This is a genomic window from Desulfobaculum sp., from assembly GCF_054921475.1.
The window spans coordinates 1-12,727 of the sequence record NZ_JBUDSW010000092.1 but is presented as its reverse complement, the minus strand read 5'-3'; the positions used below and the strand labels follow the sequence as shown (position 1 = coordinate 12,727).

At 60.2% G+C, this 12,727-nt stretch carries 6 protein-coding genes; 3 read left to right on the top strand and 3 right to left on the bottom strand.

The features are described 5' to 3' along the window. A partial coding sequence (locus ACY69P_RS07820) for a DUF748 domain-containing protein (protein ID WP_462327078.1) occupies positions 1 to 1,404 on the top strand: 1,404 nt, incomplete at its 5' end. 104 nt (positions 1,405 to 1,508) lie between these two features. Here the strand turns inward: ACY69P_RS07820 and ACY69P_RS07815 are convergent. Both ACY69P_RS07815 and ACY69P_RS07810 read right to left on the bottom strand, forming a co-directional pair. After that, positions 1,509 to 3,962 carry a methyl-accepting chemotaxis protein gene (locus tag ACY69P_RS07815; protein ID WP_462327077.1) on the bottom strand — a complete coding sequence of 818 codons (2,454 nt, stop codon included), beginning with the start codon at positions 3,960 to 3,962 and terminating at the stop codon, positions 1,509 to 1,511. Between the two features lie 324 nt (positions 3,963 to 4,286). Then, complete coding sequence (locus ACY69P_RS07810; RefSeq protein WP_462327076.1) at positions 4,287 to 7,511, bottom strand: SNF2-related protein; 3,225 nt, start codon at positions 7,509 to 7,511, stop codon at positions 4,287 to 4,289. 236 nt (positions 7,512 to 7,747) lie between these two features. Here ACY69P_RS07810 and ACY69P_RS07805 point away from each other — a divergent pair, with 236 nt between their 5' ends. Together ACY69P_RS07805 and ACY69P_RS07800 are read left to right on the top strand one after the other, a co-directional pair. Continuing rightward, a complete protein-coding gene (locus ACY69P_RS07805) occupies positions 7,748 to 9,433 on the top strand; it encodes a peptide-binding protein (RefSeq protein ID WP_459899287.1) in 1,686 nt (561 codons plus the stop codon). A gap of 27 nt (positions 9,434 to 9,460) precedes the next feature. Next, positions 9,461 to 11,632, top strand: coding sequence for a RelA/SpoT family protein (locus tag ACY69P_RS07800; protein WP_459899289.1), 2,172 nt, complete (start codon positions 9,461 to 9,463; stop codon positions 11,630 to 11,632). Positions 11,633 to 12,107: 475 nt separating this feature from the next. On the opposite strand, the gene ACY69P_RS07795 is transcribed toward ACY69P_RS07800, so the two are convergent. Beyond that, positions 12,108 to 12,727 (bottom strand): Cof-type HAD-IIB family hydrolase (locus tag ACY69P_RS07795; RefSeq protein WP_462327075.1); only part of this gene is annotated, 620 nt, incomplete at its 5' end.

The following is a 12,727-nucleotide window of genomic DNA, read 5'->3' as shown; positions in this document are numbered from 1 at the left end:
CTTGTCCGCGAGGCCGACGGCAGAATGAATATTGCCCGGATGCTCGGCCAGCCCGCGCCCGAGGAAGAGGCTCCAGACTCAGAAGCTGGCTCCGCCGAAACCCCGGACGCTGACGTGGTGGCCGAGGCGCTGCCGGAAGAGGCACCAGAAGGCGCACCCGCCGAGCTTCCTGAGGAGAGCGTTGCCGACGCCGCATCCAGCGCCGCCGCGCCGCCCCTCATGCGGGTGGACCGGTTGACGCTGACGGGTGGCGGCGTGAGCTTTCATGACGAGACCACTTCGCCAGCCTTTGCCACCTCTGTGGGCGATGTTTCCTGTCAGGTGACGGGCTTTTCCCGCAAGGAGGGGGCCTCGGCCGATGTGTCCCTCAATGCCACCGTGGACGGCTACGCCCCGGTGACGCTGACTGGCTCCATTGTCCCCTTTGGGCAGGAGCTTGACACCAATCTTGTGCTGCATCTGGACAACGCCGGGCTGTCCGGCCTGTCGCCCTACACCGTGCGCTACATCGCCTACCCCTTGAGTACGGGCAAGCTCTTTGCCACGTTGGAGACGCATATTCGGGGCATGGAGATTGCCGTGGATAATCAGATTCGGCTGGCGAATCTGACGGTGGGTGAGCGGGTGGACAATCCGGACGCGCCGAACCTGCCCATAGGGCTTGCGCTGTCGCTGCTGCGTGATGCGCAGGGGAATATTGATTTGGACATCCCGGTGCGCGGGCGGCTGGACGACCCGGAATTCCGCCTTGGCAAGGTGGTGATGAAGGCCATCGTCAACCTGTTCATCAAGGTCGTCGCCTCGCCCTTTACGCTGATTGGCAATATGTTTGGCGGCGGCGAGGATGTGAATCTTATCGCCTTTGAGCCGGGTTCCGTGTTGCTGACGCCGCGCGCCGTGGCCAAGCTGGACGCCGTGGCCGAGGCCATGAACAAACGCCCCGGCCTGACCCTGGAGGTCAGCGGCGCAAGCGACGCGGACGTGGACGCCCCGGCCCTTGCCGAGCGCGTGCTGGCCGATGCTGTGCGCCTGCAAAAGTATATTGATCTGGAAAAGGCGGGCAACGCGCCGCGCACCGTGGCCGAAGTGCAGGTGACCGAGGAGGAATATCCCCAGTACCTGCGCCGCGCTTACGAGGCCGCGTCCTTTGCCGAGGAGAAGCTGTTCGGCGGCCTGTGGGATCCGTCCGTGGAGGACATGGAAGAGGAGTTCCGCGAAAGCGTGGCCACGGACGCCGAAGCCGTGCGCGAACTCACCCAGCGTCGCGCCCGCTCTGTCCGGGCCTATCTGCTGGACACGGGCGGCGTGCCGCCGGAGCGCGTCTTCCTCAAGGAGGGTGAAGAGACCGCCGCACCCAAGGACGCCCCGGCGTCCGGCGGGCTTGTTATCCTTGGCCTGCGGTAAGGCGCGCAGGCGACCCTGCCTACACAGGAGAAAATGCCAAAGAAACAGGGCGGAGGGGATGTTCCCTTCCGCCCTGTTTTGCGTGTGGGGGCCGGAGTGCGGGGTTAGCTGTTTTGCATATCGTCGATGATTTGCTTCAGCTTTGACGCCTGCTCGGCAAGGTCGTTCACCGCGGCGTTGGACTGGGTCATGGCCTCGGCGGTTTCGGCGGCGATGGAGTTGATTTCATCCGCCGCGCGGGTGATTTCCTCCGATGTTGCGGACTGCTGCTCTGCCGCCGTGGCGATGTTGGAAATCTGCTCCGTGGTGGTTTGCACCAGATTGACGATTTCCTTGAGCGTGTCCCCGGCCTTGTTGACCAGCTCCGTGCTTGTGTCCACAAGGCTCGCGGCTTCGTCCATATCCTGCAGGCTGGAGCGGGTGCCGTTTTGGATGGTGGAAATGGCGTCGCCTACTTCCTTGGTGGCGCTCATGGTCTTTTCCGCCAGCTTGCGCACCTCGTCCGCGACCACGGCGAATCCTCGCCCAGCTTCGCCAGCGCGGGCGGCCTCGATGGCCGCGTTGAGGGCGAGGAGGTTGGTCTGGTCCGCAATGTCGGTGATGACGTTCATCACCTCGCCAATGCCTTCGGCATGGGTGCCGAGTTCGGCCATGCTTTCCTTGAGGCGTAGGCTCTTGGTCTGCACCTGATTGATGGAGGTCACCACCTGCTGCATCAACTCGCCGCCCTCGGCCGCGCGGACTTTGGTATTGTTCGCGGTTTCTGCGGCTGTTCCGGCGTTTCGGGCCACTTCCATGATGGTGGAGTTCATTTCCTCCATGGCTGTGGCGGTTTCGCTGGTGCGCTCGCGTTGCAGGTCCGAACCACGGGTGGACTGCTCCACCTGCGCGGACAGTTCTTCTGCCGCGGCGGTAACCATCTCCGAAACCTGATTGGCGCGGTCCGCCGCGGAGCTGATCTGGTCGTGCTGGCGCAGGACCTTTTGTTCCTGCGCGCGGATTTCCGTCAGGTCGTACCAGATGACCAGCGAGCCGATAAGGTCGTTGTCGAGGTCATAGATGGGCGTGCAGGTGGCATTGATGAGGAACTGCTTGCCGGACGTACTGGAAATGGAGAGCTCCTCTTCCAGCTTGGTGCCTTCGGAAATGGAGCGCATGGCAAGTGTCGTTTTGTCCCGGTCGCCAAAGTAGACCTCGCCGGAAGTCTGGCCGAGGTAGTCGTCCTCGCTGCCTTTGCGGCCCAGCAGTTCCAGCTTTTGTTTGTTGATGAAGGCGATGGTGTTGTCCTTGTTGAGGACGGAGCAGGGCAGGGTGATGCCGTTGAGAACGCCCTGCGCAAAGCCCAGCTTGTTTTTGAGCTCCGCCACCATGGACTTGATGTCGGTGGCAAGGAGGGCCATCTCGCTATAGAATTCGCCCTTGAGTGTTTCGTGCAGATTGCCGCTGGCGACGGTGTTGGCAAAGCGCTGGATGGCAAGGATGGGGCTGAGAATGACGCGGGAGAAGAACATCGCCACCAGCGTGACGATAATGGCCACCACCACGGCAATGGCGGTGATTTCAAGTTGGAGCATGCGGACGGGCTTCATGACTTCGGCAAGGTCAATCTCCGCCATGAGGGCCCAGCGCTCGCGGCTAAAGGAGATGGGCGTCCACGCGGACAGCACGGGATTGCCGTTGTAGTCGGTGATGATGCGTGCGTCGGTGTCGCCGTTCAGGGCCTCTCGGACGGCCTCGGTGTCCACGCCATTCGCTTTGATGGTTCCGGCAAAGGAGGCCTTGACGGAGTGGTTTTTGGGGTCGAGGAAGGAGTCTGACCGCATGCGCTTGTCTGAGCCGACAATGTAGGTCTCGCCGGTTTCCCCAAGGCCGGTGCGCTCCTGCATAACGTTGTTGATGGCGGTGATGGAGAGTTGCAGCGCCAAGACTCCGATGATTTCACCGTCATTCCGGGTGATGGGGGCGCCCACAAATCCTGCGGGTTCGCCCGCGCTGGGCGCGTAGGGCGCGAAGTCCTGATACCGCACCGTGTTTGTTTCCGTCACCTTTCGCCACAGCTTGCCAAGGCCGGAATCGCGCAGGGGACCGTGCTTGAGATTCGCCCCAAGGTCGTTTTCCTTGACGGCGGTAAACAGCACATGTCCGCGGTCTGCGTCGATGACGAACACGTCGTAGTAGCCGTATTTTTGGATGTAGTTGTTAAAGAAGCCCTCGTAGATTTTCCAGATTGTCTGGTACTCCGGCGCGGCGACATCCATAGGGCCTTTGGGATCCTGCACCGTTCCCATGGAGTAGTTGTGCAGAATGCTGAAGACCTCGGCGACGTTGCGGGTGTTGGAGAGGATTTCCGCATCCACACCACGCTGCGTGAAGTAGCCCTCAATCTGGTTTTTCTTAATCTGCGCTATGGCGGAGAGTTGATTGTACGAACTCTGCATCAGCGCGTCCTCGGCGAGGTTGCTGTTCATGACGCCTAAGAGGATGAGCGGCAAAAGGCTCGACGCGATCAAAAGCGAAATAAGCTTTGCCCTGAGCGTCATATTCCGAAGATAATTCATATTCCGGTCCCCCGGTGAAGTGGTTGCATACTCGTATTGAGTGTACGATATATGGGCGGTTGTGGTGAAGGGGGGCAGGCACGAAATGTGTTTCACTGTAACCACATGCGGGGAGCGGCGGGGCGTTGCGGCGGGAAACTGGCAAAGGATTCAGGGGGCTAGGGCGTGGATACCATACCCGCGACATCGGAATTTTTTTGGAAAGGATGGGCAAGGGCTCGCAGTGAGCCAGAGAGGATGGCCCGCGTGAAGTCTCGGCCAAAAAAGCGCCCCCGGACGGCTGTCCGGGGGCGCTTTGGTTGAGCGGGAATGGCGCGGCGGCGCTTAGATTTCGAAGAGCATTTCGAGGTCGTCGCGGGTGAGGGACTTCCAGGAGTCCTTGCCCGGGATGATGGCGTCCGCGATGCCGCGCTTTTGGTCCTGAAGCATCAGGATCTTTTCTTCCACCGTGTTCTGGCAGATCATCTTGTACGAGAAGACCTGACGCGTCTGGCCGATGCGGTGGGTACGGTCTGTTGCCTGCGCTTCCACGGCGGGGTTCCACCACGGGTCGTAGTGGATAACGTAGTCCGCGGAGGTCAGGTTCAGGCCGGTGCCGCCCGCCTTCAGCGAGATGAGGAAGATGGGGATTTCCGGCGAATTGTTGAACCGGTCCACCTGCTCAAAGCGGTCCTTGCTGGAGCCGTCGAGGTAGCAGAAGGGCATGTCGTTAATCTGCAACCACGAGCGGATAATCTGGAGCATCTGCACGAACTGCGAGAACACAAGCACCTTGTGGCCTTCCTCGATGATGTCCGTGACCATATCCTTGAAAGCGTCGAACTTGCCGGAGGGCAGGTTGGTGGAGACGCCGGGGATGTCCAGCTTGAGCAGGCGCGGGTGGCAGCAGATTTGGCGCAGCTTGAGCAGTGCGTCCAGGATGGACATCTGGCTTTTGGCGATGCCCTTTTCGTCCACGTCCGCCATGACCTGCTCCTTGAGCCGTTTGGCAAGGGAGGCGTACAGCTCCAGCTGTTCATCCGCCAGCGCGCAGTACTGCACGTTTTCGATCTTGGGCGGCAGGTCCTTGGCCACGGCGCTTTTGGTGCGGCGTAGGATAAAGGGCTTCACGCGGGTGCGCAGGTATTCCAGCGTTTCTTCGTCACCGTCCTTAATGGGCTTGACGATGCCGCGCTGGAAGGAATGCTGCGAGCCAAGGAAGCCGGGCATCAGAAACTCGAACAGCGACCACAGCTCAAAGAGATTGTTCTCAATGGGCGTACCGGACAGGCACACGCGCAGTTCGGAATCAATCTTGCGCACGGAGCGGGCCGTGATGGTGTTCGGGTTTTTGATGTTCTGCGCTTCGTCAAGGACGAGGGCGTTGAACTCAAACTTTTGCAGTTCCTCAAGGTCGCGGCGCAGCAGGGCGTAGGTGGTCAGCACAAGGTCGGACTCGCCAATCTTTTTGAAAAGATGGTCGCGCCGTGCGCCGTAGATGACCAGCCGCCGCAGCATGGGCACGAATTTCTCGGCCTCTCGTTCCCAGTTGGGCAGAACCGAGGTCGGCACCACGATGAGGTTTGGCTTGTCGTTGCCCTTCTCAATGAGATGCAGCAAAAACGACAGCGTCTGGATGGTTTTACCAAGGCCCATTTCGTCCGCAAGAATGCCGCCGAAGCCGTACTCCTTGAGGAAGTTCATAAACGACAGGCCTTGCTCCTGATAGGGGCGCAGCGTGGCGTTGAGGCTCTGGGGCTGCGTGATGGGGGTAATGCGCTCGAAGCTGTGGATTTTTTCCTTCAGGTTGTCCCAGAAGGTGTCGGTAACGGCTTCGGGCAGGTCCTCCAGAATGCGGTCCAGCACCGGGGCTTCGTATTGCTCGAACTGCTTCTTGGGCGGCTCATCGGGGTTGAGGCCCATGGCCTTGAGCTTGTGCCCCAGCTTTTCCAACCATGTTTCGGGCAGGCTGGTGTAGGTGCCGTCCTTGAGCTGCACGTAGCGTTTGCCGCTGGTCCATGCTTCCCAAATCTTGTCGATGGGCACGCGCTGGCCGTCGTAGTCCACCTCCAGGTCGAGGGTGAACCATTTTGCATCCTCGTCCTCTTTTTCCTCGTCGCCGCTTTTGACTTCCGCCACGACGGTTGGGGAGGTGAGGCGCACTTTGTAGCGGGCCAGATTCTTTTCACCGAACACGCGGTACTTTTCGATGAGCGACGGGTACGAGTCCAGCAGGAAGGTGATGGCCTCTTCCGGTTCCAGGAACCAGTTGTCGTTGTCGCGCGGCTGAAAGCCCATGTCGATGAGGGTGGAGGTCAGCTCGGCCTCTTTGTCCTGCTGGCGCAGAATGAGGTACGACTTGCCGCCGTAGGCGTAGCTGCCGGTTTGCAGGTCCGGATTCGGGCCGGGCAGGGCGGCTTCGCCGTGTTCCGTCTCGTAGGCGTTGTGCACGCGCAGGGTCAGCAGGCTGCCCTCTTCATCAAGGAACAGCTTGGGCGCGTACTCCGCAGGCACGAAGAAGGGCTTCATCTTTTCGATGAATTTGTCCTGCCCGTGCAGGTCCGAGGCGGGGAGCTTGGTCCACACCCTGTCGAGGAATTCCGAGATGTCGTTGTTGGAAATCATCGGCGGGGTTGCGGTCATCTCGTGGATGAGCGCGGGCGACAGGCTGGTCTGCACCGGGTAGAAGCCCAGCTTGTGGAACACCCAGATGGGCAGTTGGCCGTAGAAGTAGACCTCTTCGCCTTTGATGGAGAAGGGGACCTTGCCTTCATGGTCCAGCAGCACGTCAAAGGTAACGCCGTCCTCGGAGATGACGGGCGAGACCTTGAGGCGCATGGTTTTGGGCTCGATGCGTACGGGCTGTTCGGTGTCCTTCCAGAACAGGTAGTATTCGTTCTGGATGGCCCAGAAGAACCACGAGATAAGCCCCTCGGGGATGTCCACGCGGTGTCCGGCGTAGTCGAGGTAACGGCTGATTTGCTCGGCCACCTGCGGCAGCCGGGGCGAAAGCTCGGCCCATTCCTCGTTGCGGATGATTTGTTCGAGGGTGACTTCGTTCTGCACCGTGGACAGGCCGGATTTATTCTGGCGCGCACGGAAGAACGCTACCTGAAGCCTGCCCGGCTCCGGGTAGAAGCGAAAGATGAGGTAGTGCCGTCCGGCCTCGGGCTCCGGCTCCGTGGCGAAGTAGGACCGAAAGGTCTGCCGCCAGTCGGAGTGGACGGGTTCGTGTTCATCCTCGTTTTTGACCTCGAAGGTCTGAAACAGCTTGAGGGCGGTCGCGGCGACATGCTTGCATACGCCGGAGAAGGACTCCGGGCAGTTGCAGTAGAAGTTGATGGTCCCTTCATTAAGATTCAGGCCCAGCTCGGCGCTGTAGGCCTGAAAATCATCGCCTTCAATCTGGCCCTCCACATCCCAGTAGCCCTCCCGCTTATTGAGAGAGAGCTTCTGGACCCCATTCTCGGCCAGAATCTGCTTCGCCCCGTCTACGATATACTCGGGGACTGTAAAATTTGTGAATTCCTGAAGAAGGCTCTCTACAACCTTCTCGTCAGCAGTATCCATAATAACGATAGCCTCTCACTTCTCACTGGGATTTGAATCGCCGGGTTTATGCCGCATAGTGCTCGCTCGTTGTGCAGACCCGATGAGACTGGCCGATTATATCCATATGCGCTAGATTTTCAAGAGTCCCTTGGCATTTGGGGAACTCTCATTCATACTCGCGGACCCGGGTGCGTACACGCCGCAGTACACCATACCGGGTTTCAGACGAATCGGAAACCACAACTGGAGCACGTATGAATTTTGGAAGGCTGCTCATGCCGCTTTTGGCCGTCGTGTTGTGCTGTGTCGCTGCATGTGGCGGCGATGGGCGAGATTCTGGTGACCAGCCCGGTCAAAAGACCGAGGTAGAGCACCGCGCCGCCGACACAGCGTCGGCCAAGCGTCCGGCACAGCCCGAGCAGGGGGACCTGCTGGTGACGGGAACCATTGGAGAACCCTCCAACCTTATCCCGCCACTTGCGTCGGACTCTGCCTCGCATGAGGTGGCAGACCTCATATACGTCTCTTTGGTTCGCTATAACAAGGATATCGAACTCGAACCCTACGCGGCCGAAAGCTACGAGGTGCTCGACGGCGGCAGACGCCTTCGCTTTACTCTGCGACAGGACATCCGGTGGACGGACGGCGTAGAACTGACCGCCGACGATGTCGAATTCACCTACAAGCTCATGATCGACCCGAAAACACCAACCGCGTATTCGGAGAACTACAAACTCGTAAAACAATTTACAAAGCTCGACAAGTATACAGTTGAGATCGAGTACGAAAAGCCTTTTGCCAAGGCGCTCATATCGTGGGCGATGGAAATTTTGCCGAAGCACCTGCTTGAGGGCGAAGACCTCATGGACACGAAGTACAGCCGCCATCCCGTGGGGGCTGGGCCCTTCAAGTTCAAGCGCTGGGAGGCCGGAAGGCGCATCATCCTTGAGGCCAACGACGACTATTTCGAGGGACGTCCGCACCTGGATGGCATCGTCTACCGCGTTATCCCCGACATCTCCACCATGTTCCTTGAGCTGAAGGCCGGAAATCTGGACATGATGGGCCTGACGCCGCAGCAGTACCTGTTCCAGACCACCACCTCGGAGTGGGAGAAGTTTTACACCAAGTTCAAATATCTGTCCTTTGGGTATAATTTTATTGGTTGGAATCACCGCCGCCCCATGTTTCAGGACAAGCGGGTGCGGCAGGCCCTTGCGCACGCCGTGAGCAAGCAGGCTATGATTAAGGCCGTGCTTTTTGGCCTTGGGCGGCCCACCGTTGGCCCGTACAAGCCCGGAACGTGGATGTACAACGACGCGATTACCGATTACGACTACGACCCGGCCAAGGCAAAAGCCATGCTGGCCGAGGCCGGATGGACGGACTCCGACGGCGACGGCTGGCTGGACAAGGACGGCAAGCCCTTCGCCTTTACCCTGCTGACCAATCAGGGCAACGAGCAGCGCATTAAGATTGCGACCATTGCTCAGGCGAATCTGAAGGACATTGGCATCAAGGTGAAGATTCGCACCGTGGAGTGGGCCGCATTCCTCAAGGAATTTTTGGACAAGGGCAATTTCGACGCCGTTGTTATGGGCTGGACCATTCCGCAGGACCCGGATATTTTCAACGTTTGGCATTCGTCCAAGGCCGTGCCCGGGGGGCTGAACTTTGTTGGCTACAAGAACCCCGAGCTTGACGAACTGCTGGTTCAGGGCCGGCACTCCATCACCAATGAAGAGCGCAAACCCATTTACGACAAGGTGCAGGAAATCCTGCACGAGGAGCAGCCCTATCTGTTCCTGTACTGTCCGTTGTCGCTCCCTGTGGTGTCGTCCCGGTTCATGGACGTGACGCCCGCCCCGGCGGGCATCTCCCACAACCTGAAGTGGTGGTGGGTTCCCGAGGACAAACAGCGTTACACGGCCGTGCCCTAGGCGCGGCCTCAGGTGGCTACAGCAACAATGATTCGCATTCACGAGATACTGGAAAGGACCAAGGGCTACCTCTCCCCCGCAGAGCAGGAGCTTATTCAGAAGGCCTACGTCTATTCGGCCACCGCGCACGCGGGGCAGACGCGCAGGTCCGGCGAGCCGTATTTGTCGCATCCGCTGGAGGTCGCCAACCTGCTGGTGGGTATGCGGCTGGACGGCTACACCATCGCGGCGGGGCTGCTACACGACACTGTGGAGGATACCAAGGCCGCCATTGAGGACATCGACAACCTCTTTGGCGAGGAAGTGGCGGACATCGTGGACGGCGTGACCAAAATCAGCCAGATGCAGATGTCCTTCGACTCCAAGGAAGCCGCGCAGGCCGAGAATATCCGCAAAATGGTCATGGCCATGAGCGAGGATATCCGCGTGCTGATGGTCAAATTGTGCGACCGCCTGCACAACATGCGCACCCTGGAGTACATGAAGCCCTACAAGCAGCGGGCCATTGCGCAGGAGACCATGGACATCTACGCGCCGCTGTCCAACCGCCTTGGTCTGCACCGTATCAAGGTGGAGCTTGAGGACCTGAGCCTCAAGTACCTGCGTCCGGATATGTACAGCCAGCTGGAAAAGGGCCTTGTGGAGCGCTCGCAGCACGGGCAGGCGTACATTGATAACGTCATCGCCCTTATTGAAGACAAGCTGAAGGCCAATAAGATCAAGGGCCGCGTCAGCGGGCGCATCAAGCATATTTACAGCACCTACCACAAGATGCAGCAGCAGGGGCTGGAGCTGGATCAGGTGCATGACCTGATTGCCTTCCGCGTTTTGGTGCCCAGCATCAAGGACTGCTACGCCGTGCTTGGGCTGGCGCATGCGGACTGGAAGCCCGTTCCCGGACGCTTCAAGGACTACATCTCCATGCCCAAGGCCAATATGTACCAGAGTCTGCATACGACGGTCATTGGCCCGGAGGGCGAGCGCATCGAGATTCAGATACGCACCGAGGAGATGCACCGCATCGCGGAATATGGTGTGGCCTCGCACTGGAGCTACAAGGAAGGCAGCAAGAAGAAAGCCCGCGACATGGACCGCTTTTCGTGGCTGCGGCAGATTATGGACTGGCAGAAGGAGGAATCCGACCCCCGCGAGTTCATGAAGTCCCTGCGTTTTGACCTCTTCAAGGACGAGGTCTACGTCTTTACCCCGCGCGGCGACGTGAAGGAGCTGCCAGACGGCGCAACAGCCGTGGACCTTGCCTACCTCATCCACTCCGAGGTGGGCGACCACTGCGCCGGAGCGCGTGTGAACGGACGCTTGGTGCCGCTCTCGCGCAAGCTGCGCAATGGCGATTCCGTAGAAATCATCACGGACCCGAACCGCCGCCCCAGCCGCGACTGGCTCAAGTTCGTCAAAACGGCCAAGGCGCGCACGCGCATCAAGCACTTTATCCGCACGGAGGAGCGCACCCGCTCCATCGCTCTTGCCAAGGAGATGCTGGAGAAGGAAGGCCGCAAGATGGGCATCAACGTGGCCAAAGCCATGAAGGCGGGCCAGTTTGACCATGTTGCCGAGGACTTTTCCTTCAAGACCGTGGACGACCTGCTGTCGTCCGTTGGCTACTCCCGTCTCACCCCGCGGCAGGTGCTGAATAAGCTCTACCCCAAGCTGGAGGAAGAGAAGGAGCAGGAACAGCACGCCCGCGCCAAGGAATCACAGCCCCCGGCGCAGACGCAGGACAAGAGCGCGGACAAAATTCGCATCCACGGCGTGGACGATGTGCTCATCCGCTTTGCCAAGTGCTGTAACCCGCTGCCCGGCGAGCCGATTATCGGCTATATCAGCCGTGGCAAGGGCGTGACCGTGCACACCACGGATTGCCCGAACATGGGCAAGATGGAGCCGGAGCGCCTCATCAATATCTCATGGGAGAGCGATCAGGACCGGCCCTATCCGGCCAAGGTCAAGATTGTGTGTAAGAATGAGCCGGGCATGCTGGCGACCATTTGCTCCAAGCTGACGGAGCAGGGCGCGAATATTGATTCCGGCAGTTTCAAGTCCAACGTGGACGGCAATTCCGAATTGTTGTTCACCATCGAGGTGCGCGACTCCGCCCACCTGTACCGCACGCTGGACAACCTGAGCGCGGTGCACCATGTGGTGGAGGCGGTACGCCTCGCCACCAAGGGCGCCAACTGATTCGGCGCGCAATCTCCCCGCACACAAGAGCGGCCCGGAGCCTATGGCTTCGGGCCGCTTTGCGTTTTCATCGGTGTGGGGTGCCGCTGGGTGCGGAAGGGGTGGTCTGGGGGGACCAACACCGATGAAGGTGCATGCCGTCATGCCCGCGCGTGTGCCTTTCGCGCGGGTGGAGAGGATTGCCCGCGCGCCGCGTCCGTCATCCCCTGTACGGCTACGGCGCGCGGCTGTCATCGTCTACGTATGCCAAACCGTATGACGACGGCGTGTCGCGTTCTCTGCGAGCGAGCATGAGAAGCTATAAGCATTTGTCTATATTCGTTGTCCAAATGTGTCAAGGGGGGAGTGGCGTTTTGGGGGAATAGGCGGTGGAGGCTGGTGTGCGCGGGAAAAGGGCGGGGATGGGCATGTGCCCCGCGCCGGAAACCGTCAGGACGGCTGGTGGCGCGGGGCGGGAAGCATCGGTACGGCGCGCTTAGGAGCGGGCGGCGAGAAGGGCTGCGGCGAGTTCGGCAAAGCCGTGCCCGCCTTCGGACTGGGTAATCCATGCGGGCAGGGCGTCCATGTCGTCAACCAGCGCGCGGACGTTGGCAACGCCCACCGCGTTGGGGAAGTAGGCGAACATGGGGCAGTCGTTGGGCGAGTCGCCCGCGTAGACCACCTGCTCGCGGATGGCGGTGAGGTCCTCGCCAAAGGCTTCCTCCAGCAGGATGCGGGTCATGGACAGCTTGTCGTAGCCGCCAAACCAGCCGTTGACGTGGATGGAGCTGATTTTGGCCTCCGCGCCGCAGTCCGCGAAGATGCGGGCGATGCCGCGTACGTCGTCCTGCGGCAGGGGCGGGATATCCTCGCAAAAGTCAATGGCGAGGTCGGCCTCGCGGTAGGCTTGGTCCGTGGCCACAGCGGCGCAGGGGAAGGCGGACAGGACTTTCTTTTTGATAAGCTCCAGCCGCTGGCGGTCGGCGCGGCGTTCTTCGCCGGTTTTGGCGTAGCGGCGCAGCATGCGGCGGTGTGCCTCATCGTAGCGGAAGTAGAACGCGCCGTTTTCGCCCACCAGTCCGTCCACAGGCCACATGCGGGCGATGTGGTCGCACC

Coding starts and splice junctions, on each gene's coding strand:
- ACY69P_RS07815 (WP_462327077.1), bottom strand. CDS start 3,962: ATGAATTATCTTCGGAATATGACGCTCAGGGCAAAGCTTATTTCGCTT.
- ACY69P_RS07810 (WP_462327076.1), bottom strand. CDS start 7,511: ATGGATACTGCTGACGAGAAGGTTGTAGAGAGCCTTCTTCAGGAATTC.
- ACY69P_RS07805 (WP_459899287.1), top strand. CDS start 7,748: ATGAATTTTGGAAGGCTGCTCATGCCGCTTTTGGCCGTCGTGTTGTGC.
- ACY69P_RS07800 (WP_459899289.1), top strand. CDS start 9,461: ATGATTCGCATTCACGAGATACTGGAAAGGACCAAGGGCTACCTCTCC.